Annotated in this window: 29 protein-coding genes; 17 read left to right on the forward strand and 12 right to left on the reverse strand. The window is 54.6% G+C overall.

The window, feature by feature from the left end; translation table 11 throughout:
* The first annotated feature begins 161 nt into the window (after nucleotides 1-161).
* Nucleotides 162-851, forward strand: a complete 690-nt coding sequence (locus tag HALTITAN_RS14785; RefSeq protein WP_009287590.1) for a VIT1/CCC1 transporter family protein — start codon at nucleotides 162-164, stop codon at nucleotides 849-851.
* A 122-nt stretch (nucleotides 852-973) separates the two neighbouring features.
* On the opposite strand, the gene HALTITAN_RS14790 is transcribed toward HALTITAN_RS14785, so the two are convergent.
* Nucleotides 974-1,354, reverse strand: coding sequence for a hypothetical protein (locus HALTITAN_RS14790; RefSeq protein ID WP_051052074.1), 381 nt, complete (start codon nucleotides 1,352-1,354; stop codon nucleotides 974-976).
* 443 nt (nucleotides 1,355-1,797) lie between these two features.
* On the opposite strand from HALTITAN_RS14790, the gene HALTITAN_RS14795 reads away from it, so the two are divergent.
* On the forward strand, nucleotides 1,798-2,427 hold the full coding sequence (locus tag HALTITAN_RS14795; protein WP_039859619.1) for an SDR family oxidoreductase: 630 nt from the start codon (nucleotides 1,798-1,800) through the stop codon (nucleotides 2,425-2,427).
* Nucleotides 2,428-2,457: 30 nt separating this feature from the next.
* Here the strand turns inward: HALTITAN_RS14795 and HALTITAN_RS14800 are convergent, their stop codons facing one another.
* The gene (locus HALTITAN_RS14800; RefSeq protein ID WP_022522589.1) at nucleotides 2,458-3,852 is read right to left on the reverse strand and encodes an SLC13 family permease; all 1,395 of its coding nucleotides are present in this window, start codon (nucleotides 3,850-3,852) and stop codon (nucleotides 2,458-2,460) included.
* A gap of 90 nt (nucleotides 3,853-3,942) precedes the next feature.
* On the opposite strand from HALTITAN_RS14800, the gene HALTITAN_RS14805 reads away from it, so the two are divergent.
* Nucleotides 3,943-4,743 carry an AraC family transcriptional regulator gene (locus HALTITAN_RS14805; protein ID WP_009287591.1) on the forward strand — a complete coding sequence of 267 codons (801 nt, stop codon included), beginning with the start codon at nucleotides 3,943-3,945 and terminating at the stop codon, nucleotides 4,741-4,743.
* A 73-nt stretch (nucleotides 4,744-4,816) separates the two neighbouring features.
* On the opposite strand, the gene HALTITAN_RS14810 is transcribed toward HALTITAN_RS14805, so the two are convergent.
* Nucleotides 4,817-5,800 (reverse strand): aldo/keto reductase, encoded by a 984-nt coding sequence (locus HALTITAN_RS14810; RefSeq protein ID WP_039859623.1) that lies wholly within the window; start codon nucleotides 5,798-5,800, stop codon nucleotides 4,817-4,819.
* Between the two features lie 106 nt (nucleotides 5,801-5,906).
* Between HALTITAN_RS14810 and HALTITAN_RS14815 the strand changes: the two genes are divergently transcribed.
* On the forward strand, nucleotides 5,907-6,848 hold the full coding sequence (locus HALTITAN_RS14815) for a LysR family transcriptional regulator (protein ID WP_039859625.1): 942 nt from the start codon (nucleotides 5,907-5,909) through the stop codon (nucleotides 6,846-6,848).
* Nucleotides 6,849-6,889: 41 nt separating this feature from the next.
* A complete protein-coding gene (locus HALTITAN_RS14820; protein WP_009287594.1) occupies nucleotides 6,890-7,489 on the forward strand; it encodes a class I SAM-dependent methyltransferase in 600 nt (199 codons plus the stop codon).
* A 28-nt stretch (nucleotides 7,490-7,517) separates the two neighbouring features.
* Here the strand turns inward: HALTITAN_RS14820 and HALTITAN_RS14825 are convergent, their stop codons facing one another.
* The 3 genes from HALTITAN_RS14825 to HALTITAN_RS14835 form a co-directional block, all read right to left on the reverse strand.
* The gene (locus HALTITAN_RS14825; protein WP_022522593.1) at nucleotides 7,518-7,790 is read right to left on the reverse strand and encodes a Txe/YoeB family addiction module toxin; all 273 of its coding nucleotides are present in this window, start codon (nucleotides 7,788-7,790) and stop codon (nucleotides 7,518-7,520) included.
* Entirely contained in the window at nucleotides 7,771-8,043 is a 273-nt protein-coding gene (locus tag HALTITAN_RS14830; RefSeq protein ID WP_035584465.1) for a type II toxin-antitoxin system Phd/YefM family antitoxin, read from the reverse strand. The genes HALTITAN_RS14825 and HALTITAN_RS14830 overlap by 20 nt, the downstream gene beginning before the upstream one ends.
* Before the next feature lie 183 nt (nucleotides 8,044-8,226).
* Nucleotides 8,227-8,997, reverse strand: a complete 771-nt coding sequence (locus HALTITAN_RS14835; protein WP_022522595.1) for an NAD(P)H-dependent oxidoreductase — start codon at nucleotides 8,995-8,997, stop codon at nucleotides 8,227-8,229.
* 131 nt (nucleotides 8,998-9,128) lie between these two features.
* Here HALTITAN_RS14835 and HALTITAN_RS14840 point away from each other — a divergent pair, with 131 nt between their 5' ends.
* Nucleotides 9,129-9,992 (forward strand): LysR family transcriptional regulator, encoded by an 864-nt coding sequence (locus tag HALTITAN_RS14840; RefSeq protein ID WP_201764696.1) that lies wholly within the window; start codon nucleotides 9,129-9,131, stop codon nucleotides 9,990-9,992.
* A 7-nt stretch (nucleotides 9,993-9,999) separates the two neighbouring features.
* Here the strand turns inward: HALTITAN_RS14840 and HALTITAN_RS14845 are convergent, their stop codons facing one another.
* Nucleotides 10,000-10,638, reverse strand: a complete 639-nt coding sequence (locus HALTITAN_RS14845; RefSeq protein ID WP_022522597.1) for a TetR/AcrR family transcriptional regulator — start codon at nucleotides 10,636-10,638, stop codon at nucleotides 10,000-10,002.
* A 74-nt stretch (nucleotides 10,639-10,712) separates the two neighbouring features.
* Between HALTITAN_RS14845 and HALTITAN_RS14850 the strand changes: the two genes are divergently transcribed.
* Nucleotides 10,713-11,936: a serine hydrolase domain-containing protein gene (locus HALTITAN_RS14850; RefSeq protein ID WP_083868810.1), complete on the forward strand. Its 1,224-nt coding sequence runs from the start codon at nucleotides 10,713-10,715 to the stop codon at nucleotides 11,934-11,936.
* A 62-nt stretch (nucleotides 11,937-11,998) separates the two neighbouring features.
* On the opposite strand, the gene HALTITAN_RS14855 is transcribed toward HALTITAN_RS14850, so the two are convergent.
* Nucleotides 11,999-12,901 carry a LysR family transcriptional regulator gene (locus HALTITAN_RS14855; protein WP_022522601.1) on the reverse strand — a complete coding sequence of 301 codons (903 nt, stop codon included), beginning with the start codon at nucleotides 12,899-12,901 and terminating at the stop codon, nucleotides 11,999-12,001.
* Between the two features lie 146 nt (nucleotides 12,902-13,047).
* Here HALTITAN_RS14855 and trpB point away from each other — a divergent pair, with 146 nt between their 5' ends.
* The 7 genes from trpB to HALTITAN_RS14890 all read left to right on the forward strand — a co-directional run bounded on the left by trpB (nucleotide 13,048) and on the right by HALTITAN_RS14890 (nucleotide 18,199).
* Nucleotides 13,048-14,277 carry a tryptophan synthase subunit beta gene (gene trpB / locus HALTITAN_RS14860; protein ID WP_022522602.1) on the forward strand — a complete coding sequence of 410 codons (1,230 nt, stop codon included), beginning with the start codon at nucleotides 13,048-13,050 and terminating at the stop codon, nucleotides 14,275-14,277.
* Nucleotides 14,278-14,297: 20 nt separating this feature from the next.
* Nucleotides 14,298-15,137 (forward strand): tryptophan synthase subunit alpha, encoded by an 840-nt coding sequence (gene trpA / locus HALTITAN_RS14865; protein WP_039859627.1) that lies wholly within the window; start codon nucleotides 14,298-14,300, stop codon nucleotides 15,135-15,137.
* A 171-nt stretch (nucleotides 15,138-15,308) separates the two neighbouring features.
* Complete coding sequence (locus HALTITAN_RS14870; protein ID WP_009287598.1) at nucleotides 15,309-15,929, forward strand: LysE family translocator; 621 nt, start codon at nucleotides 15,309-15,311, stop codon at nucleotides 15,927-15,929.
* 189 nt (nucleotides 15,930-16,118) lie between these two features.
* The gene (locus HALTITAN_RS14875; protein ID WP_152419274.1) at nucleotides 16,119-16,397 is read left to right on the forward strand and encodes a hypothetical protein; all 279 of its coding nucleotides are present in this window, start codon (nucleotides 16,119-16,121) and stop codon (nucleotides 16,395-16,397) included.
* Between the two features lie 53 nt (nucleotides 16,398-16,450).
* Nucleotides 16,451-16,687: a helix-hairpin-helix domain-containing protein gene (locus HALTITAN_RS14880; RefSeq protein ID WP_039859629.1), complete on the forward strand. Its 237-nt coding sequence runs from the start codon at nucleotides 16,451-16,453 to the stop codon at nucleotides 16,685-16,687.
* 122 nt (nucleotides 16,688-16,809) lie between these two features.
* The gene (locus HALTITAN_RS14885) at nucleotides 16,810-17,034 is read left to right on the forward strand and encodes an addiction module protein (RefSeq protein WP_039859631.1); all 225 of its coding nucleotides are present in this window, start codon (nucleotides 16,810-16,812) and stop codon (nucleotides 17,032-17,034) included.
* Nucleotides 17,035-17,428: 394 nt separating this feature from the next.
* Nucleotides 17,429-18,199, forward strand: coding sequence for a carbon-nitrogen hydrolase family protein (locus tag HALTITAN_RS14890; RefSeq protein WP_009287599.1), 771 nt, complete (start codon nucleotides 17,429-17,431; stop codon nucleotides 18,197-18,199).
* Between the two features lie 31 nt (nucleotides 18,200-18,230).
* Here the strand turns inward: HALTITAN_RS14890 and HALTITAN_RS14895 are convergent, their stop codons facing one another.
* Together HALTITAN_RS14895 and HALTITAN_RS14900 are read right to left on the reverse strand one after the other, a co-directional pair.
* Nucleotides 18,231-18,578, reverse strand: coding sequence for an antibiotic biosynthesis monooxygenase family protein (locus tag HALTITAN_RS14895; RefSeq protein WP_039859632.1), 348 nt, complete (start codon nucleotides 18,576-18,578; stop codon nucleotides 18,231-18,233).
* On the reverse strand, nucleotides 18,575-18,922 hold the full coding sequence (locus HALTITAN_RS14900) for an NIPSNAP family protein (protein WP_039859634.1): 348 nt from the start codon (nucleotides 18,920-18,922) through the stop codon (nucleotides 18,575-18,577). Before HALTITAN_RS14900 ends, HALTITAN_RS14895 begins: the two co-directional genes overlap by 4 nt.
* Nucleotides 18,923-18,997: 75 nt before the next feature.
* Between HALTITAN_RS14900 and HALTITAN_RS14905 the strand changes: the two genes are divergently transcribed.
* Both HALTITAN_RS14905 and HALTITAN_RS14910 read left to right on the forward strand, forming a co-directional pair.
* Nucleotides 18,998-19,723, forward strand: a complete 726-nt coding sequence (locus HALTITAN_RS14905; protein WP_009287600.1) for an ArsR/SmtB family transcription factor — start codon at nucleotides 18,998-19,000, stop codon at nucleotides 19,721-19,723.
* 24 nt (nucleotides 19,724-19,747) lie between these two features.
* A complete protein-coding gene (locus tag HALTITAN_RS14910) occupies nucleotides 19,748-20,068 on the forward strand; it encodes a hypothetical protein (protein ID WP_039859635.1) in 321 nt (106 codons plus the stop codon).
* On the opposite strand, the gene HALTITAN_RS14915 is transcribed toward HALTITAN_RS14910, so the two are convergent.
* The gene (locus tag HALTITAN_RS14915; RefSeq protein WP_009287601.1) at nucleotides 20,052-20,663 is read right to left on the reverse strand and encodes a LysE family translocator; all 612 of its coding nucleotides are present in this window, start codon (nucleotides 20,661-20,663) and stop codon (nucleotides 20,052-20,054) included. The two genes, HALTITAN_RS14910 and HALTITAN_RS14915, sit on opposite strands and share 17 nt — an antisense overlap.
* 25 nt (nucleotides 20,664-20,688) lie before the next feature.
* On the reverse strand, nucleotides 20,689-21,519 hold the full coding sequence (locus tag HALTITAN_RS14920; RefSeq protein WP_039859636.1) for an AraC family transcriptional regulator: 831 nt from the start codon (nucleotides 21,517-21,519) through the stop codon (nucleotides 20,689-20,691).
* A 139-nt stretch (nucleotides 21,520-21,658) separates the two neighbouring features.
* On the opposite strand from HALTITAN_RS14920, the gene HALTITAN_RS14925 reads away from it, so the two are divergent.
* Nucleotides 21,659-22,780 carry a DUF3541 domain-containing protein gene (locus tag HALTITAN_RS14925; RefSeq protein ID WP_009287602.1) on the forward strand — a complete coding sequence of 374 codons (1,122 nt, stop codon included), beginning with the start codon at nucleotides 21,659-21,661 and terminating at the stop codon, nucleotides 22,778-22,780.
* Nucleotides 22,781-22,805: the final 25 nt, after the last annotated feature.

A 22,805-nucleotide genomic window follows, 5' to 3' on the forward strand; every position in this document is an offset into this window, starting at 1 on the left:
TAGACGAGCGTATAAGAGATGTGCGGGTAAGGCCCAGAAGGTGAAGTGTACCTACTTACCGACAGCTCCGAGGGCAGGCTACTTCGAGTAGTGCCAGCAAAATAGTTCATGACCGTAGATGCTATTGTTGGCTTGGATGCGCCTCACAGAAAGGAAAGCCCATGATCCATTCAGAGCACCATCGATCTCACCGTTCCGGCTGGCTGCGTGCCGCTGTGATGGGCGCCAACGATGGCATCGTTTCTACTAGCAGTTTAATACTGGGGGTAGCCGCAGCCAATACCACTCAAAGCGGTATTATGCTGGCGGGTATTGCGGGCCTGGTGGCTGGCGCAATGTCGATGGCAGCGGGGGAGTATGTTTCGGTAAGCTCTCAGTCGGACACTGAAAATGCTGATCTCGATATCGAACGCAAAGCATTGGCGGAGCACTATGAACTAGAGCAGGAAGAGCTTGCCGCTATCTATGAAACGCGCGGCTTGACGCCCGAGCTGGCGCGGCAAGTCGCCGAACAGCTGATGAGCAACGATGCCCTGGGTGCCCATGCACGGGATGAAATTGGCATCACTGATACTGGTCAAGCGCGCCCGCTTCAAGCAGCCCTCTCATCAGCAGCGACCTTTACCACGGGCGCGCTGTTGCCGCTGTTGGTCGCCTGGTGGGCACCATCATCATTATTGACTCCTCTGGTAGCGCTGTTTTCACTGCTCTTCCTGGCTTTGTTGGGTGCTCTTGCGGCTCGAGTGGGCGGTGCACCTATCTTGAAAGCTGCAGCAAGAGTGATGTTCTGGGGCGCGCTTGCAATGGCGTTAACTTCTGCCATAGGGCGTGTGTTTGGGGTTGTGGCTTGAGTGCGTGAGCGCTGAATGTAGTGTTCTTGTCGAAAAGCTGGATTTCAGCGAGAAGCTTTTAGATGCACCACCAACATCCAGCTCGCGTATCTCTGGCAATTATCGACGTTGAAGTTCTTAGGTCAGACTGCAGCATTGCTGCGGCCAGAAGCCTCAATAATCTCATGGTGTATGCGTTGCTGCTGCTCAACTGAGAGGTTTTCGTACGAACAACCAAATAGTTGCTGAGCGTATCGCTCGAAAAGAGCAGCAAGGCTAGGTGGTGTTTTTTTTATTTGCTCTGCTCTCGCCAGCCCCTGCACACTTGTCAGTTTCCTATACTCATCCATGACTTGGTTGCGCATCGCATGACAGTACTCTGCTGCCTCAAGATAACTGATTCTGCCTGCTGAGATGTCTGCTTTAGCCGTCGAAGAAATACGCTGAATTTGCGATATATAACGTGCTCGGGTATGAGCATCGTTATTCGCATCAACACCGACACTGCGTTCTGCCTCGGTCATAGAGCCCCTCCTGGTAACGACTAGGCGCAAAGCGCTCACTGATTCATTATAGCTTTACCATCTCAAGTTTTACGCTTAAGCCATTCTGCCAGCGGCTCGCTGCGGGGCCATCGGCTTGCTCCGCCGGTTCAATCACCGAGTCATATATTCGCGACAACCTAACCGACGGTGCGAAAGGCCAGGTTCACAACTCCCGCAAGTATGTCTATCGCTTTAAAAAACCGTTAGATAGACCACTCGTGCTTGATGACACCCTGATGATAATTCACCCCAGCGTAAAAGCCCGCTATGAGCGCGACGCTAACTACCGGCCTCTCTACTTAAAAGCGTTGGTGGAAGAGTTCGGGTGGCAGGGGCTCACTGTGGGTAAGTGATCAGTACGGGTTGAATTTCGCCTAAGTGCCTGCATTGATAGAAGGATAAGCAATTCACAAGGAGTCGTTATGACAACGTTAGTGATTGGCGCGAATGGACAGATTGGCAAGCAGTTTTGCGAACTGGCCCAAAAAGCGGGCACGCCCATCAAGGCGATGATTCGCAGTGAAGAGCAGGCAGCCTGGTTCAAAGAGCACGGTATCGATACAGTGATAGCCGATTTAGAAGGTGAGTTTGAGCACGCCTTTGACGGTTGTGACCAAGTGGTCTTCACTGCGGGGTCAGGGCCCCACACCGGGCCGGATAAAACCTTGATGATTGACCTTTTTGGTGCCATTCGTACCGCCGATATCGCCAAGCAAAAAGGTCTCTCCCGCTACATCATGATCAGCGCTATGCGGGCAGAAAACCCTATGGAAGCGCCCGAAAAGCTGCGCCCCTATATGGCTGCTAAATTTGCCGCCGATGCCCACCTTCGCAACAGCGGTATGCCCTACGTTATTCTCAAACCAGGGCGTTTGACCGACGAAACCGCCAGCCAGCAGTTTGCCAGTTCACTGGATGAAGCAGGCGACAACCAAATCTCACGAGCCAACGTGGCCCATGCGTTACTTCACGCTGTGCAAAAGCCCGATTTGGTCAATCAGGAGTATCTGCTGCTGGATGGCAAACGCTCGATTGGTGAGATTATTCAGTAGTAGCGTCTTGCACGGAAGTTATCTGGCGGCTTAATTCACCCACCCCAACAATCGCCACCAAAGGTAGTCTAATGGCATCAATAGAAAGATCGTTATCAGCGCTAACGGGATGATAATCTTCAATAATTGGCTAAGGGGCTCTTTAGATAGCTGCATTGCCATAATCAGCGGCGCCACCTGATAAGGAAAGATTACCGTAGAAAAGCCGACGACCTGAGTCATCAATACGGCGGGTAGAGAGAGCCCTGAGGCGCCAGCGAGTTCTGCTGCCATGGGGGAAAGTACGGTAGGAACACTGGGGGTGGTGGCCACTACTCCCGTCAGGGTGGCCATCAGTGACAGCGATATAAAGTCCCCAAAACTGCCGCCATTGTCGGTTTCCATCAGTTGGGTAAAGCCTTGGCCCACAGCACTGCCAATGCCTGAAACGTTGACGAGTGTACCCAATCCCAGTGCCGCGGCCACAAATATCACAGTGCCAAAATCTACCACTGTGTTGAATGACTTCGGGTCTACGGCACCAGCCTTTGGCATCATTAGCACTACCGCCGCTACGAGTCCCACCCACGCCGGGTTTGCGCCGTGTAGTGTATCTGTTACCCAGAGGAGCAGGGTAATGCCCATGACTACAGCTACCTTTTTTTGCTGTGTAGCAGCACTGGTTGTTTTGATCGTCTCGATGGGCAGTTGGCATTGTGGTGCGATGCGAGCGGGAAATACCACGAGTACCAGTACCACGATTAAGATCGATTTCAGCATTCCCAGAATGGGAAAATGCAGTAGTAGATACTCCGCATAGCCAATATGAATGCCATACAGACTTTCACTCGACCCTGCCAAAATCATATTAGGGAGGTTGGATGGAAGCACCGCAAAACTTGGCATGTTACAAGCGGCAGCAAGAGCGGTGGCTACGCCCAGGCGTCCAGCACTACCCGGCTCAAAGCCCACTCGTTCGGCTAGCGCTAAGCCGATAGGGATCAATACCACTGCTCGCCCCCCGGAAGAAGGCATCACAAACCCCAATGCCATAGCGGTAAACACTAACCCGCCAATCAACTTCGGGTAGCTTGCGGTGAGGAGCGGCGACAGCACTGCTGCTAGCCGATCGCCAAGCTTGCTAGATGTAATGGCTGAGCCAATGACAAATCCTGAGATAACCATCCACACGGCTGTCGAGCCAAACCCAGCGAATAGTTGCTCCGGCGGGAGCAAGCCGAATACGCTAACCAGCGCGAAAAATAGCAAACCGGTTAGGAAGGGAGGCAGCACGCCGGTACTCCATAGAACCAGCGTAATTACTACCACACTAGCGGCGTAAGAAAATGCTGTGGGATGGGGCGCTATGGGAAAAAGTGTCAGTAGCAAAGCGGCCAGCAAGGCCGTTGCCACCATGGCATGAGAGAAACTAAGCGAGCGAAGCATGGCGAGACCCTAGCTGTGGTGAGCCAATTGCGCGGTGCGCGCAGCTGGGCCTACAATAGTTTCTGTATGCTGACGTGTTAAGGGTAAGATGTGACAATAAATAGCGATAATGCGACAATGTCGCTGCCCAGTGATATAGCGTTCATCCTTGACCCTGCTCGTCCTGTATTGACCCATGCTCGCAGTATGCAGGCGGAAACCGGTGTCTTGCCTCACGCCCACCCACGCGGGCAATTGCTGTGGGCCAAGCAGGGTGTGCTGCGCGTTACTAGTGAACAGGCGGTGTGGGTTGTACCCTCTACCCACGGTGTATGGATACCCGGTAACTGCAACCACCAAGTGAGCTGCGAAACGCTGGTGGAAACCCGCAATCTCTACATTGACCCTACTTACCCGGTACGCGATCAGGACACCCAGGTGGTGATGGTGGCGATGACCGCGTTGATGCGCGAGATTGTGCTCAGGCTAAACGATTCTCCGAAGTGTAGCGGCGATGCCAGTACCGCTCGCCTAGGCTTAGTCGCTATTGATGAGCTCAATAGCCTATCCGCCGCGGACTTGTCGCTACCTGCTGGTACTGACCCGCGGTTGCGGCGCATTATTAGCCACATGGTTAGCCACCCAGACACCCGGCATATATTGGGCGAGCTGGCCAGCTTAGCTGGGGCTAGCGTGCGCACCTTGGAGCGGTTATTCAAGTCCGAAACCGGGTTGACCTTTCGTCAGTGGCGCACCCGTTTCAAGCTGATGAACGCGCTCGAAGCCTTGGATAGAGGCGAAAGTTCAACCGCTGTGGCCTATACGGTAGGTTATAAAAGCACCAGCAGTTTTGTGGCTGCCTTCAAAGCAGAGTTTGGCTATACACCCCAAGTCCACGCTCGCCGACTGTGACCTGACCCACGTCAAGACGTCAACAGACCCTAGCAACATATTGCTAGGGCATGGCGGACAACAGGCCCTTAACTCATGAATTCACCCCCTTCATGCCCTCCGGTGTATAGCGCTCGCCGATGACAGGAAGGCGAGCAGTGGCCGCCTCAAGTTGTTGCTGCTCATCAGTGGTCAGGGTGATGGACGCCGCTGCTGCATTCTCTTCAAGGTAGCGCAACCGTTTGGTGCCCGGAATCGGTACGATGTTGTCGCCTTTGGATAGCAGCCAGGCCAGCGAGAGCTGCGCAGGGGTGCAGCCTTTGAGTGCTGCCATGTCACCAATCACCTCCGCGATTCGGCGGTTAGAGTCCATGGCCTGTTCAGAGAAGCGCGGCAGGTTAGAACGAAAATCGTCTTCGCCGAAATCAGCGTTTTCTTGAAACCTTCCCGTTAAAAAACCTCGGCCGAGAGGAGAGTAGGGCACGAAGCCGATGCCGAGCTCCTTGCAGGTGGGCAGTACCGCTTGCTCCACGTCCCGTGTCCAGAGCGAGTATTCGGTTTGAACCGCCGTCACCGGGTGCACGGCGTGTGCGCGGCGCAGGGTCTCGTCGCTAACCTCGCAGAGGCCAATGTGGGCAATTTTTCCCTCTTTAACCAGTTGTGCCAAGCCCTCCATGGTCTCTTCGATAGGGGTTTCCGGGTTAACGCGGTGAACGTAGTAGAGATCGATCTGTTCGATGCCCAGCCGCTTTAGCGACGCCTCGCAAGCTTGGCGGGCATAATGGGCGCTGCTATCCAGGCTACGCTGATACTCACCAGGGTTGCGAACAATGCCGAATTTGGTGGCGATACGTACGTTTGGCTTATGGCTGGCAAGAAAACGGCCAATCAGCTCCTCGTTATGGTGTGGCCCGTACATATCCGCCGTGTCAAAAAAGTCGATTCCCAACTCCACCGCCCGAGCCAACACCCGAAGCGATTCGCTATCGTCTCGGGGGCCATAAAACTCGCTCATTCCCATGCAGCCTAAGCCAATGGCGGAAACGGTTAGGTCGGTTCCGAGAGTACGTTTTTGCATGCTATGTCTCCTGTCATTACTTACGAAACCATGGCTCATCAAGAGATCGTGAGCCGTTTTCGAGCGCTTGTTGAAACGCGCAATAACAGCGTGGCACTATCCAATAATGAAAAAAATTAACGATTTCGGTAAGCCGTTTTCCAGTTTTGAAAACCAGATGCCCCGTGGTTGGGTATGGGATGACACACGAGCCTTTCTGGCGGTGGCCCGCCACGGCACTTTGAGCGGTGCGGCAGCGGAACTCCATCTGGGGATCGCGACGCTCTCCCGGCGTATCGAGCGGCTGGAAAAAGCCTTAAAGCTGCCGCTGTTTGTTCGTCAGCAGTCGGGCTATCAGCTTACCGAGGAAGGGGCCGGGCTAATCGAAAAAGCCGAAGCGCTGGAAGCCGCCGCAGCGGCCTTCTCTAGCGGCGGCGCACTCGCTACGCAACTGAGCGGCAGGGTGCGTTTGGCCACGGCTGAAAATCTAGCCATGTCGTTGATTCTGCCTGCATTGCCACAATTTTATGCTCAGTACCCCGGCATCACACTTGAGCTGGTGACCGATATCACCACCGTTAATCTGCACCGCCGCGACGCCGATGTAGCACTTAGAATGGTCAAGCCCGAGCGGGGTAATGTCACCCTTCGTCGCCTTGGCACCCTGGGTTTCGGGCTATATGCCAGCCCCAATTATGTAGCGCAGCGTGAGGCTCACCACGATGCTGGCAATTACGACACCGACGCCTTTATCACCTGGGGCGAAACGCAGGCGCACCTGCCTGCCGCCCAATGGGTTGAGCGGGTTCTGCAAGGGCAGGAACCGGCGTTAACCACCACCTCGCTGGCGACCCAGCTAGCGGCGGCGAAAGCGGGGCTGGGGATAGCGGTGTTGCCGCATTTTCTGGCGTTGGAGGCTGAACTGGTCTGTGTTGCGGCAGAGATTGGCGTGGATCAGCCCATCTATCTCGTTATTCAGACGGATCTCACCCAATCAGGCCGTACCCGGGCCGTGGCGGACTTTCTGACTGAGCTGGTGGCCAGTAACCGCAAGCGCTTGAGTGGGTGATATAGTCACTAAGTCTTCACTTTTTATCCGACAGGCCATCCATGACACCCACTGATATTGGCAGCGCCTACGATCAGATCACCCACCTCTGGCAAAGCGACAAATTCAATCTCGCTAACGGGATAGAGGCGCACAAAAGGGCGCTTTCGTTTGTGAAGGGCCGAGGAAAGGCACTCGATATCGGTTGTGGGTGTACCGGCCGCTTTATCGACTTCTTGCAACAAGAAGGCTTTACGCCTGAAGGCGTGGATATTTCCGATGAAATGCTGCGCCTCGCTAAGCAGAAGCACCCTGACGTGACCTTTCACCACCAGGATATTTGCCAGTGGCAGCCGCTGGAAAAATACGACTTTATCACCGCCTGGGACAGCATTTGGCATATTCCGCTAGTGCAGCAGGAAAGTGTGATGACCAAACTTATCGGAAGCCTGAATAAGGGTGGGGTACTGATCTTCTCTTTCGGCGGTACCGACGAACCTGGTGAGCATACCGATAGTTTTATGGGGCCCGAGGTCTACTACTCTACGCTTGGCACAAACGGCTTCGTATCCTTATTGATGAAGTTAGGCGCGGTGTGCAGACATCTGGAGTACGATCAGCACCCGGAGTTGCATACTTATTTGATAGTGCAGAAAAGGTAGCGTCGTGCTTTTCATCAATTAACTATTATCAGGACTGATCGTAATGTCCGCCGATGGCAAAAATATAAATAGCTTTGTCATCGAACCGGTAGATCAGCCGATCTCTTTGTGAAATGCGCCTTGACCACAAGCCAGAAAGATTGTGTCTGAGTGGCTCGGGTTTTCCGATACCAGCCGTTGGATCGTCAGAGCGGAGCATTTCTTTTAAGAGTTTGCAGAGCGCTTTATGCAGCTTCTTATCTGTTTCACGCATTTTTTCATAGGCTTCCCACGTACGGCCCTCAAATACCAGTGATCTCATTCATCTGCTCATTATCAGGTTGGTATCCTTGACCACGACTATGGGTATCTAGAGAAGCCGCAATTTGTTGCATGAGGTCTCGGTTCTGAAGCACATGCAGTGTTTCTTGCTCTCTTTCCCAGTCCTCAGCGCTAATCACCACAAACGCCTCTCCGGCACGACGGGTTACCTTTAAGGGTTCGTGCTGGCTAATCACTTGTTCTACTACGCTTTTCAGGTTGTCTCTGAATTTGTTAACACTGATAATATCCATAACGTCACCATAATGTACGGAAATTCCGTACAACTATATCTCACTAGCTCCGACAAGGCCAAGCGCAGCGATAGCTTTATCGCTGCGCTTGGCCTAGATTTCCTGAATTCATAGTTGCACGTGCTGGTAATATTGTGCAGCTAATAATACTTTGTCTGCATGATGTTGCTGTCTAAAAATCTGCTAATGGTCGATGTGAATGGTCAGTCCCTCTTTCCCCATAGCAATATGGTCAGCGAGTATATTTTGCTGATACTCCCCACCATTTTGCCGCCGGAATGGAATAGAGGATTCATTAAAAAGATTTTCGAGGCGTAGACGCCAAGCGGCTAGCTCCTTCGCTACGCTGACTTTCGAAAGTTTGCCGGTGCCATACACGGCATGGGTTGGCAGTACATCCATACCTGGGAAAAACAGGGCGCCGTGGGTGATGGGGAATAGCAATTCCTCCAAGGGGCCATTAATACCTCGGGGTGAATAGTCCTCCGCTGGGCCACCCACCATTACCGACAGTAATGCCCGTTTGCCTTTGAGAATACCGTCTCCATAGCGATAACGATTGCCTTCATCTTTGTATCCGTAAGCAAATCCATAGGCGTACACCCGGTCTATCCAGCCTTTGAGAATGGCGGGCATACCAAACCACCACAAGGGAAAGTGGAATATGACGGCGTCGGCGGCAAGCAGCTTGTCCTGCTCTGCGGCGACATCCTGCGTCTGCTGGTGAGTGGCATAGGCGTGCTGCGACTCTTGAATAAAGCCTAGCCGGTCATTATTTATACGGTTGGGGAAATCGTGCTCATCAAACGTCGCTTTCCAACCCATGCCATATAGGTCTGACTGCAGCACGGTTTGGCCTTGTCGCTCCAGTATTTGTACCGTTTCAGTTACGAACCGGCGGGTCAATGATGTGGGTTCTGGGTGCGCATACACAATCAATATGGTCTTGGACACTCTAATGCTCCTACAGGCGAATTTACTTGGTGGATACGCTAGAGATTGTGGGCAAGAATAAGCTATCAATGAAATTAATAGTTTTATGATCTACTATATAAAATATGGATAATAAAAGGCTGGATCTTAATTTGTTGGCGACCTTAGAGGCTTTGCTTGAAGAGCAAAATGTCACGAGAGCCGCCGCACGCCTGCATCTTAGTCAGCCTGCCGTCAGCGCTCAGCTGAGCCGCCTTAGGGATATGTTCAACGACCCGCTGCTCATTCCGGCTCACCGCGGGATGATGCCTACCACCAAAGCGTTGGAGTTACTTACCCCACTACGTATTGCACTGGATCAGGTGCGAGAGACGCTGATAACGCACCAGCACTTTGAACCTGCCCAAGCGTCGCTGACCATTACGATTGCATGCACCGATTACCTTCAAGCGGTCATTGGTTTGGCGGTCATGAACGAATTAAGGCGTCAAGCACCTGGCATTAGAATCGCCATACGTAGTCTGGAGCCACCCAGGCTGGAAGCTCAAATGGCACGGGGTGAAGTGGATCTTGCACTCATGACACCCGAAGAGGCGCCCAAGGTTTTACGAATCAGGCCGCTGTATGATGAGAACTATGTGCTGGTTGGATGCTGGAATCACTCACAGCTAAGTGAGGAAATGACGATTGAAGAGTATGTCCAGCTCGAGCACGTAATCGTTTCGCTCAGCGGAGGCGATTTTTCCACTCAGGTGGATCAGGTCTTACAAACATTGGGCTATAGGCGCAATGTTGTTCTGTCTACATCTTCATTCCTGTTCGTCCCAGAGATTGTTGCGCACTCACGTTTTGTGGCACTGGTGCCACGGCGTTTAGTTGCCCAGCGTTCCGACCTTAAAATTGTTGAATCCCCCATTAAATCACTGGGATTCAAAGTCGGTATGGTGTGGCATGAGCGCAATCATGGTCATAGTGCGCATCGTTGGGTGCGTGAGCAAATAGCACACGTACTCTAATCTTAGCTTAAGTAGTCACAGGCAACGTCCGAAAACGACCTATCTGGTCGATCACCAATTCAACCACCGCCTTAAGATCCTTTTCGGTGGCGCCATCGCGTGCTTGCACGGACATCCCTTGGATGATTGCCCCGACAAAGCGGGCGAGTGCCGCAACATTCGTATCGACACTTAACTGTCCCTGCGAAATTCCTTGTTCAATCCTATCCCGCAAGGCATTCATCGTTGCTGCGCGCTCTTGCGCCACCATATCGGCAATAGCGTCATTGTCGCGGGCGCAGGTCAAAACAGCCGTCGAGATCATACAGCCACGGGGCCTATCCGGGCGGCAGAACTGCTTGGCTGCTTCCATCAACAGTTGCTCGAAGGCAGCCACCACATCTTCTTCTTGCAGGGCGGCAACCGCAAACGCACCAACCTCAGATTGATACCAGTCCAGTGCTTCTCGATAGAGGTCTGCCTTTGAAGTGAAAGCTGCATATAGACTCTGCGGTGTGATGCCCATAGCGGCTGTCAGCTCAGCGATTGAAGCACCTTCATAACCGAATTGCCAAAATGTCTTCCCCGCGATGGCTAAGGCCGCACTGCGGTCGAAAGCCCGTGGACGGCCACGCGAGCGTGGTGGATTACTAGTGGTGTTTTTCACAATGATCACTCTTGAAATAAATTGGGTTTACGTTAATTATGGAGTGGTCGCTCCTTATTATAGGTATTCCCATCATGAATAGGTATTTGATCGGTCTTGCAGGCATCATGCTGGCTACGTCGGCATCGGCCAGCGATGCCCTTACAGGGCAGTTGGATGCCGTCATCAATCGAGCTATTGCGGAAAATAGAATCGTTGGGACGGTCGTGTTAGTGGCTCAAAATGGCGAGATCGTCTATCGCCGCGCGGCGGGTCAGTCGGATCGTGAAGTGGGGGTTCCCATGCATGAAGACGCCGTGTTTCGATTAGCCTCTATCACTAAACCCATCGTATCAGCGACGCTAATGCGGCTCGTTGAAGAGGGCAAACTAACGCTAGATGACCCTGTGACAAGGTGGTTACCGACGTTTCGACCTCAACGTGAAGATGGCAGTGAGCCGGTTATTACGTTACGCCAGCTTTTGACGCATACATCGGGCCTAAGCTACCGCTTTATGGAACCGACAGGCAGTGAGTATGACCGTCTCAATATTTCGGATGGTCTTGATCAGCCAGGGCTTAGCCTCAATGAAAATCTGCGTAGGCTCGAACAGGCGCCTCTTGTCTTTCCTCCTGGCGAGGGATGGCGCTATTCGCTAGGGCTTGATGTGTTGGGCGCCGTTATTGCTGAGGCTTCGGGCAAGACGCTTCCTCAGGCGGTGCAGGAGGCCGTTGTTGGGCCCCTTCAATTGGCAGACACAGCCTTTGTGGCCTCCGATCCCTCTCGGTTGGTGACGCCCTATGCAGATGGAGATCCCGAGCCGGTTCGTATGACGGATGGCATGGCTGTGCCTATTTGGCAGAGCGCCGCACATTTTGCACCCAGTCGGGCAACGAATGCTGATTCTTACCCCTCAGGCGGGGCTGGCATGGTTGGAACTGCGGCTGATGTTTTACGTTTTCTAGAAGTTATTCGCAGTGGAGGAGAGCCAATCCTAGCGCCCGATACGGTATCAGCAATGATGCAGAATCAGGTCAGTGCTCAGGCGGAAACGCAAGGGCCTGGCTGGGGGGTCGGTTATGGCTGGGCGGTGCTGAATGATCCTGATGCGGCGGGTACACCGCAGTCAAAAGGCACTATTCAGTGGGGAGGCGCCTATGGCCATAGCTGGTTTGTTGACCCGGTGAAAAAGCTCACTGTTGTCGCGTTAACCAACACAGCATTCGAAGGGATGTCGGGAGCCTTTCCGACGGAAATACGAGATGCGGTCTATGAAGGGGCTGACTGGGCTTCTGAAACGGATGACACCGCACATTGATAGGCTTTAATGCGTTAAAGCTTTCACCTATTGCGCAAAAAAACGCTGATAGAGGAGCCATATTAGCAGCGGTCAGCCTCCAACTCCCGCTTAAGCCACTCCGCCAGCGGCTCGCTGCGGCGGCTATCGGCTTGGCTGGGCAACCACAGGCAAAGGCGCGCAGGGGTTTGGATACTTCCCCAAGGGGCCACCAGCCTGCCACTCCTCAGGTCGTCTTCCACCAATAGACTTGGCGCGATGGCGATACCCAGGCCTGCCACTGCCGCTTCCATCAAGTAGTAAAGGTGATCGAACCTCTGGCCTCTGCTGAGCGCCGCCTCAAGCTGTTCCAGCGCCAGCCCTTTGGCGGTGGCCCACTGCGGCCATGCCTGGGGGCGGGAAGATGTATATAAAAGCTTATTGGCAAGCAGCGATCCGGGCTTAGTTGGATCGCACTGGGCCGCCAACTGCGGGCTTGCCACCGCACATATCTGCTCTTCCATCAGCTCGAATACCTCAACACCTGTGGGCCAGGGCGGCGCGGCAAATGCTAGGGTGGCGCTGGCATCCGTTTGTGTGCCCGGCTGCTCTCTTTCACTCACCACCACCTGCAATTTCAGCTGGGGCAGCTCGCGGTGCAGACGATCCAGGCGGGGAATCAGCCAGCGGGCCAAAAGGCTGCCAGGACAAGCCAGGGTGAAAGGAGCCTCTTCAACATCACGCTTGAGCGCTGCGCAACTATCCTTCAAGCGTGAGAACGCTTCACCCACACCACTCTGCAGTCGCTCCCCGTGCGAGGTCAGTACAATACCTCGGCCCGCTTTGGCAAAAAGTGCTACTCCAAAATGGTCATCCAGGCTCTTTAGCTGGCGGCTGACAGCACCGTGAGTCACGCTTAGCTCATCGGCAGCGGCGGTCACGCTACCCAAACGGGCAGTGGCTTCAAAGGCGCGCAGAGCGCTAAGCGGCGGCATGCTGTGTTGCATGAGACATCCTGCTGATAGTTGACTTAAGATCACATGTTGCTGACATCTTATCGATTTTTATCTCCACCCGCTTGCGCTATTTTCACTGCATTGTTTTCACTGAACTGTTTTTACTGAACAGTTCGATAACGCATTCAGAGGTCGCGATGAATCAACCTGTAGACGTATCCAAGAGCCTGCCCGATGCCAACGGGCTATTTGGCAGCTTCGGTGGCCGCTTTGTCGCCGAAACGCTGATGCCACTGATTCTAGAGCTGCAAGACGAGTACACCATCGCTAAGAACGACCCCGAATTCCAGCGCCAGTTGGCTTATTTTCAGGGTGATTATGTGGGGCGGCCAAGCCCGCTCTACTTTGCCGAGCGGCTGACCGAGTACTTTGGCGGGGCGAGTATTTACTTGAAGCGCGAAGAGCTGAATCACACCGGCGCGCACAAGATCAACAACTGCATCGGTCAGGTATTGTTGGCCAAGCAGATGGGCAAAAAGCGCATCATCGCGGAAACCGGTGCAGGCATGCACGGCGTTGCCACCGCTACCGTTGCGGCGCGCTTTGGCTTGCCTTGTGTCATTTACATGGGCGCAACCGATATCGAACGTCAGCAGCCCAACGTATTCCGCATGAAGCTGCTGGGCGCGGAAGTCATCCCCGTTACCTCGGGCACAGGCACGCTAAAAGATGCCATGAACGAAGCGTTGCGCGACTGGGTAACGAATGTCGACGACACCTTCTACATCATTGGCACCGTAGCGGGGCCACACCCATACCCGGCCATGGTACGTGATTTTCAGGCCGTGATCGGTCATGAAACCCGTGCGCAAATGCTGGAAAAGAAAGGGCGCCTGCCGGATTCGCTAGTGGCCTGCATTGGCGGCGGTTCAAACGCCATGGGGATGTTTCACCCGTTCCTCGATGACCTTGATGTGAAGATGATTGGCGTAGAAGCGGGTGGCAAGGGCGTTAAAAGCGGCCTGCATGCAGCCAGCCTGAACGGCGGCACCCCCGGCGTGCTGCACGGCAACCGCACTTACTTGCTGCAAAACGAAGATGGCCAGATTATCGACGCTCACTCGATTTCCGCCGGGCTGGATTACCCCGGTATCGGGCCGGAGCACGCATGGTTGCACGAGCAGGGGCGGGTCGAGTACGTCTCTGCCACGGACGACGAAGCGTTGGAAGCCTTCCAGGTCTGCTGCCGCCAGGAGGGCATTATTCCAGCCCTGGAGACCGCCCATGCCCTGGCCGAAGTGGCCAAGCGCGCCCCCGGCCTGCCCCGCGAGCACTTAATGGTGGTCAACCTCAGCGGCCGTGGTGACAAGGACATGATGAGCGTGGCCCATCACCTTGGTGAAAAATTCGGGGTTAAACAGCTATGAGCGCAACACAGGAGAACGTCATGACCCATACCTCTCGTCTTGAACACTGCTTTGCCGCTCTCAAGCAGCAAAACCGCCCGGCGCTGGTCAGCTATCTCACCGCTGGCGATCCGGATGCCGAGACCTCCCGCCGCCTGTTGCACGGGTTGCCAAAAGCGGGGGTGGATATCATCGAACTCGGCATGCCGTTCAGTGACCCGATGGCCGATGGCCCCGCCATCCAGAAAGCCGCGCTGCGCGCCTTGAATAACGGCCAGACACAAGCCAAAACGCTGGAAATGGTGCGCCGCTTCCGTGAAGAAGACAGCACCACGCCCATTGTGCTGATGGGCTACTACAACCCCATTTACTGTTACGGCGTCGAGCGTTTCTTGACTGATGCCGCCAAGGCCGGGGTCGATGGCCTGATCGTGGTAGATCTGCCGCCCGAGCACGATGAGGAACTTTGCCAGCCAGCGGCGCAACACAACATCGATTTTATTCGCCTGGCCACGCCGACCACCGATGCCAAACGCCTGCCCAAGGTGCTGGCGAATGCCTCCGGGTTTATCTACTACGTTTCCGTTGCCGGTGTCACTGGTGGAAGTGCACCCACGCCAGAACGGTTGGAAGGCGCAGTAGCCGGGCTTCGTGAACATACGGAGCTGCCCATCGCCGTTGGTTTTGGCATCCGTACCGCCGAACAAGCCGCCACCATTGGCCGCTTCAGCGATGCAGTCGTCGTCGGCTCAGCACTGGTTGACTGTATCGAAAATGCCAACACGCCTGATGAAGCCGTTGAGCGTGTGCATGGTCTGGTAAGTGAACTGGCGGAAAGCGTCAGGGCGTGCAGAGAGGTGAATGAGCCGCAAGTTTGCTGATAAGGGCACAGACTTCGTCCCTTACCGATTAACGCTGTTGTTGGTAAATGTATCGCCTCTGTTGGGTATCAAAGATTGAGCCAATGCTTCGTGAGCAGCTAATCTAAGCACTTGGGCATATAGTCTAATGCTAATGAAGGGCTTTACTGCGAGCCTAGAGAGGCGATTTTCATGAACCTGACCACGCTGCTGCTGTTTATTCCGGCCTGCTTCGCCCTCAATATGGCGCCGGGGCCTAACAATCTGCTGTCACTGACCAATGCCAAGCGCTATGGCGTTCGAGCAGCTTGTCTCGCAGGTATTGGGCGGTTGGCAGCCTTTGTTGGCATGATTACGCTGGCTGCTACCGGTTTGGCGACGCTGCTTTACACCTCTGAAAAGATTTTCCTGTTCATCAAGGTAATTGGTGGCCTCTATCTGTTATGGCTGGCGTATCAATTATGGGGTGCCGACAGCGCTGAAAGCGATGACGGAGATACCCAGCCCAAGAGCCTGTTTGAGCTGGCGCGACAAGAGTTTCTGCTTGCCGCCGGCAACCCAAAAGCCATCCTGATTTTTACCGCATTCCTGCCGCAGTTTGTGGAGCCCAGCGGCAATGTAGGGCAGCAATTTATAGTACTAGGTGCACTGTTTTTGCTGCTGGAGTGGGTAGCGATTGCCGGTTACGCCTATGCAGGCAGCTTTTTAAGCCACTGGTTTTCACGCCCCGCCATGCGGCGTTTATTCAACCGCGGCTGCGCAGGCTTATTGGCCAGCGCAGGAGTAGGGCTGCTATTGGCTAAGAAAGAATGAGCAAGCTCTAACATGGGAGACACGCATTGAACCAAGCGCCAGTCGTTAACCATGGGCACTGGCTCAACGCAGATGATTATTTAATGCTAAGGGAAAGGAATGACTGCAAGGTTGATAATAAAGACGATGACGGCGTGTTTTGCCCTGATAGGGTTCATAAGCGTACTGCTCCTATTTATTGGCTTCATCATGGATTTTCGATCCTTCGATCAGACCCAGGGCGGTTACGAACCTCCATACACAGACTTCACCGGCCAGCCAATACGCTGGCAAGAACTCGATACCACGACAACGGGCATGGTTCACCGCGGTTATTTGGTAGACGTTCTGATCGACTGTCGCTCGGGTATGATGACGTTTGATGTGTTTGGCATGGAGTTCCCATGGCGTAGCTTTTCTGAACGTGCCTTAGTGGTGCATAAACCTCGGGATGCCTGCGAAGATCGGGGGTTCTCACCGAGGTTTTAAGAGAAAACTCTCAGGATGACGGAACTGATTAACTTGTAGTGAGGTAGAAACAAGTGGCCTTTTCTGATGCAGAAAGAGGCGCTCTGTTGAGCGTAAAGGGCGTTGGCCCTACCGTCATTAAGCGTTTTGAAGAGATCGGTATTGATTCATTTAGCGAACTTGCCACCCGCCAGGTCGATGAGATAGCCGATATGGTTGCATCCATGCTGCACACGACTTGCTGGAAAAATAGCCCGCAATCGAAGTCAGCGATTGCTGCCGCCATTGCGAGAGCCCAGCAAGGGCTATAAAAACAGCAACAGTGGGAGACGAGCTTTAGCTCGCGACCTTCCCAGGCTGTCTATAGACATTGGGATAGCGAAAAGATAATAGGTGATATACCTTCAACTTGATGCATTAATAAGGTAGCGCTATGAATATTCAAGAGCTTGTTAGTGAAGCTGAGTCATTGCCCGTTGAAGAGCGCGCAAGAGTAGTCGATGCGCTGCTGCGTAGCCTCAATTCTCCAGAATCAAGTATCGACAAGCAGTGGGTCGATGTTGCCCAAAGTCGTTTAGACGATATCCGGGCGGGTAGGGTGGTGACAGTTTCAAGTGAGCAAGTGTTCGCTAGTCTGCGCGCAAGGCTTGAAAGATAAATGTTCGCTTTCACCCAGATGCGAAAGCAGAGCTAGCTGAAAGCACTGAATACTATGAAGCCATTGAACCTGGCCTGGGATGGGACTTTGCACTAGAGGTGCACTCAGCCATCGCGCGTGCAAACAGTCACCCAGCAGCATGGACAGTGTTATAGGGAGATATACGTCGTTCGTTGGTACGCCGCTTTCCTTTCGGTGTTCTTTATGCTTTTGAGAATGAAGATATTTTTGTTCTCGCTGTCATGCATTTACATCGTGAGCCAAATTACTGGAAAAATCGACTATAAGCTAGGTTACTAATTTCTAAACTTTAGATTTAAAAAACACCTTTTGCCGCTAACTGAATATTTTGTGGCTGAAGTGAACAAAATATTTAAAGGCGAGGCGTGTTGAAATGAAACCCAGAGGCACAAGCAGCGTCACTATCGCACTCGCTCAGTTGCCCGTGATAAAAGGTGCAGTGGCCGAGAACCTTGAAATGCACCTTGCCTATATTCAGCACGCCGCCGAGCGAGGGGCTGATTTAGTGGTGTTCCCTGAGCTTTCGCTGACCGGCTATGAGCTTGAGCTACTAGAACAGCTAGCGTTGCCGAAAAATTCAGAGGTGTTCGGCACACTTTTCACAGCCGCCGTTGCCCATAATATCGTCGTGATAGCAGGCTGCCCGCTCGTTAGTGAAGGCAAAAAACCGCAGATAGGGGCGGTGATCTGCTTTCCCAACGGCGAGCGAGCATTCTATGCAAAGCAATACCTGCACGAAGGGGAAGCGGTTTACTGTTCGACTGGCAATGAAAGTTATCTATTTACGGTTAACGGTACTCGAATAGCCTTGGCCATTTGTGCAGACTTCGCCAATCCCTCCCATTCAGAAGCGGCTGCCGCCCAGCAAGCGGAGGTATATATCGCCAGCGCGCTGATATCTGAAGCAGGGTACGAGGTCGATGCGCAGCTACTTGCCTCTATGGCGAAACGACACCAGTTCCCGGTGCTACTTGCTAACCACATTTCCAACACAGGTGGTTGGCAAACCTGCGGTAAAAGCGGCGGCTGGAATGCGGATGGTGAACTCGCGATCACTGCAGGCGGCACTGAAGCCTGCATTGTGATTTGCGCTATCAACGGAGGCGCACTCGACGCCTCGCTAGTGACCAATGTTCCTATCTAAGGCAACTGCCCATTGGGCTAGCCCGCCCGCTTTATGATGGGTGCGCGTCAAGCGAATCCTTCGGTGCTCCGCGGCGGTCATTCATTCCGGAGTCCCGGATGACGGAAGCGACGCGGAGCCGGTAGTCGGCAAAGATCTCCTGCCGGCCTGCTTTCTGGACGGAACGGTGAGGTTCGAACGTGCGCCACTGCTTCACGGCTTCTTCGTCCCGCCAAAAGGAGAGCGACAGTATCTTTCCAGGATGCGTGAGGCTCTCGAAGCGCTCAATCGAGATAAAACCGTCGATGCCTTCCAAGTGTTGGCTCAGTCCGCTGGCAGCGTCCAGGTAGTCTTGCTTCCGGTTCGAATGCGGTAGTACTTCAAATATCACGGCGATCATAAAACACTCCACGGATAGACAGACTCAACGCCCAGTGTGCCGTCCACCACCTCAACGAAGCTGCGCTCCTCCTTGAGAATAAACTTCTTCTCTTGAGCCATGGTGAAGTTCGCGTGCCCGCCTTCGTCAGACTTCAGCCGGGCGCGGTAGGCCTCATAGGTAGCCAGGTTATCGAACGCGACTAGGCCCCAGGCAACATTGTTAGTGCCCTCGTAGGGAAGAAAATAACCGATAAGGTGGCCACCGCACCGGGGTATGATTTGCCCCCAGTTCTCGGCGTACGCCTTGAAGGCGTCGCGTTGGAAGGGATCAATCTCATAGCGGATAAAGCAGGTAATGCTCATGGGGGTATCTCCTTTGAACGGTAGCTAGGACGATACCGCGTTGTCGGCCCCAGGTGGTTCGACTAGAATCGAACCATGAGTGAAGGCCCTAACATTGTGCGCGTTGCAGCGCTTATCGGCGATAACGCTCGGGCGGAGGTTCTCTCCGCCCTGATGTCTGGTCGTGCGCTGACGGCGACCGAACTGGCGAATACGGCTGGTGTTACCAAGCAGACCATCAGTTTTCACCTTGGCAAGCTGCTAGACGCAGGGCTGATCATGGTGAAGCAGCAGGGCCGACACCGCTACTTCAGGCTTGCGGGGCCGGATATTGCTCACCTCCTGGAGTCGCTGATGGGCCTCGCTTGCCGCAGTGAGGTGAACCGCCTTGTTACCGGGCCACGGGATCCCGCCCTGCGCAAGGCCCGTATCTGTTACGACCACCTTGCCGGAGAGTTGGGTGTTTCAGTGTATGAGCGGATGCTGCGAACGAATATCCTGCATCAACACCCGGGAGGGCTACAGCTCACTGAGGAGGGTCGAGTGTGGTTTAATCAATTTGGCATCGATACAGACGCGCTTGCTGCTTCAAAACGCTCATTTTGTAGGGAGTGTCTCGATTGGAGCGAGCGTAGGCATCATCTAGCGGGCGCGCTTGGCAGTGCACTGCTTACCAGGATTCAGGCGCTTGGCTGGGCAAGGCGAGAAAAAAACTCTCGCGTTATCGTATTCAGCGCCCAAGGGGAGAAGTTGCTTTGGGCAATGCTCGCACCGCAGAGTGCGCCATCGGTTTCAGCCCGACAAGCCGCTGTCACCTTTTAAGATTCTATAAAACTGAGAGAAATAATGGGAAAGCTCTTTTCACTGGTTGTATTGGTAGCGCTTGGCTATGCCGGTATCTACTTCTATTACGGCGTTGTCGTTGAGCGGGAAGTTCAGCAGCAGTTGGATGACCGCGGTCTCTCCGCAGTTAGCGTGGATAACATTGAGTATGGTGTGCTGGCGCCCATTAACACGACTGCGAACATTGAAGTGAGCGTCACTTATCGCGGCTCTCAGGCGACGCTGGATTTGATAGTGCAGGGCCATCCCTTATTCTCAGACGAAGTAAGTGTCGAATTCGATGGCTTACAAGCCCTGCGTCTGGGGATCAATTTCGGGCAGTAAGCGGTGCCCACACATGTTCAACGCCAATCGAAAGCGCCACGGCCACCAGCAAAGCTGCCATCAGCCAATTAAAGCCCTTAACGACGCCGGGGTTTTTAATACGGCTACCCACCACGCTGCCAATCACGATATAGCTGCCGGGTGCGCCGGCGGCTAACATCGCCAGCCCGAATGCCCAAAACACTAAGCTAAGCCCATGAATGCCGGCGGCAGGAAACTGCAGTGTGGCAATGGGCAGGGTGGCCAAAATGGCTTTGGGATTAAGCAGCTGCATGACCAGCCCATCCCGATAACTGACTAGCCGTGGGGCGTTGTCTGGCTCGCCTATATCAACACTTGAACGGGCAATCTTGCTCGCTAGATAAACAATATAGCCACAGCCCAAAGCACTCACCACAATGAGTGCTTCATCATCGATCCAGGCAGCACCCACCCAGCCCAATACTAATAAGTAAACCAGCATGGCGGTGCCTACACCCAGGCAAAACCCTACCGACTTTTTGGCTTGGCCATTGATACCAATATTCAGGCCAAGCAGATTCACAGGCCCAGGCGAATACATAGCGCCTAGGGCATAGGCGACGATTGCTAACATGGTGAAACCTCTATGCGTGGCGGGACTAGCGGGCGATATCGCGCTGATATTGGTGGGGCGTCATGCCATAAATACGCTTGAAGCGGCGATTGAAATGACTCAGGTCGGCAAAGCCAAAGCGGAGTGCTACCTCGGTCAACGGGGCGCCCTGGTCGAGCGCGGCGCGGGCCGCATTGACTCGGCCATTCATCACGTATTGGTGCGGCGTCATGCCGAAATGCTGACGGAACAGACGCAAGAAATGGTACTTGGACAGGTGCGCGGCTTGGCTGATGTCGTCCAGCGACATATCCGCTTCCAGATGCGCGTGAATATACTCCCGCGCCAAGCCCAGCAGGGCATCCGGCCGGTGCGTAACCTGGCTGGGTTGAACATGGCCGCCCACCTGCGCCGTCCGCTCTACTACCCGATAAAGCGCGTTCTCCTGATCGATGCAGCTGCCGGCCTGGGAGGTCACCAAACGCGCCAGTTCAACAATGGCGATACGCAGCTGACCATCCTGAATCAATGTTTGATGGAAACGAAAGTCCGCGCCACGTTCATGCCCCAGGGCATCGGCAAACAGCGGCTTCACCTGTTCCGGATGGGCGTACACCATCAGATAATCCAGCGCTCGCTCGCCACCCGATTGCCCGTCGTGGACTTCTTCCGGGTTGAATAGAATCACGTTGCCCGGTGGGCTACGGTGATACTGGCCGCCGCTGAAAAAGTCCTGACGCCCGGCCAGCGTCACGCCAAAGGCATATTCCTCGTGGGCGTGGGGAGCGTAGCTAAAATCACCAATCGCCGCCTTGAGCACCGTCAGCGTCGGCACATGATGACTTTTGAAGAACTCAAACCGGCTGGCGTTGCTCATGCCTACCTCTCCTGATGAAACCCAACACCTCGAAACACAGCTTTAGCTTATGCCGGTAGCATTACGGATGCTTGTACATAATTGCTCATCGACTGTGCAATGATGGCCTAACGATAGCGAACACCACCAAGGGGGCGCCATGAAAAAGCTCTTTTCACTAATGATCGTGCTGGCGCTGGCCGGCTGCGCCGCCATGGAGCCGCATGCGGAGCGTGACGTCCAGCGCGACGCCGGTCTGGCCATCCAGGAAATCTACGAGCAGGCGCTGCCGACGCTGTCCGAGGACAAGCAGCGACACTTTGCCCAGCGGCTCTACCGTCTGACGGGTGAGCAGCGCTGGTGGGCCCTCAATCATGCCTACGGCGAGCGTCTACGGACACGACTCGAGGAGGACATAGTCGGCCTGACCAAGCCCGGGTACGCGGCTGCCAACAGCCGGGCGATCGTTGCCGACTACTCGCAGCGCACGGCCAAGCAGCGCGCCCGGCGCGCCATGCTGGGTAAATGGGGGGAGATCGCCTTCGCCCGAGGGCTGCTGTTCCGGCTGGTTCAGGCCGAGTACTACGGCATACTACCGGCCATTGAGGTCCACGAGCGGGCGCTGGGCTACCTGGCTGAGGTCGACTGGGCAGCCTTCCTGACCGACCCCGCGGTGATCGGGATATATGCCGCTCAGGTGGCCAACCAGGCGTACTTCCTGCACCAACTCGGCGTGATGGATCTGCGCCGGGAGGTGCAGGCGGCCTTCCGACGCCACTACCCGCCTGATCGAGTTGCCGGGCTCGACGCCGCCGAGTACCGTAACTGGCTATATGGCCTGACCCACTTCGTCATCGCTGACAGCCGCTACTACCAGCGGAAGGTGGATCCGGAGGTACACGCTTGGGTGCTAGAAGCGCTGGAGCGGGAGATGGCCGACATCCTGGCCCGGGCCACGGCCGACATCCAAGCCGAGGTGGCATTGGCCTTCCTGCTTGCCGACCGCGAGGAGCACCCGCTGGTGGGCCGGGTGCGTGAGGCGCTGGTGGCGGCGGTGGACCCAGCCAGCGGCATCATCCCCTCGTCCGCGGAGGGAGAGGGGCTGGCGGGTGGTGAGCACCGCAACGTTCTGGCAATCATGGTGTTGCGCTGGCCGGGCCGCCTGCATCCCGGCCCCGACCTCTCGGACGGGCTTGGCGGGCGCTCAGCCGAATTCACAGGCAGCCGCCATCCAAGTTCTGACAACTCGAGAAACGCGATGAAAAAGCTTTTATCACGTTAGTTGTGCTCGCGCTGGATTAAGCGGT

This window comes from Vreelandella titanicae BH1 (assembly GCF_000336575.1).
In the GTDB taxonomy this organism is placed as follows: domain Bacteria; phylum Pseudomonadota; class Gammaproteobacteria; order Pseudomonadales; family Halomonadaceae; genus Vreelandella; species Vreelandella titanicae.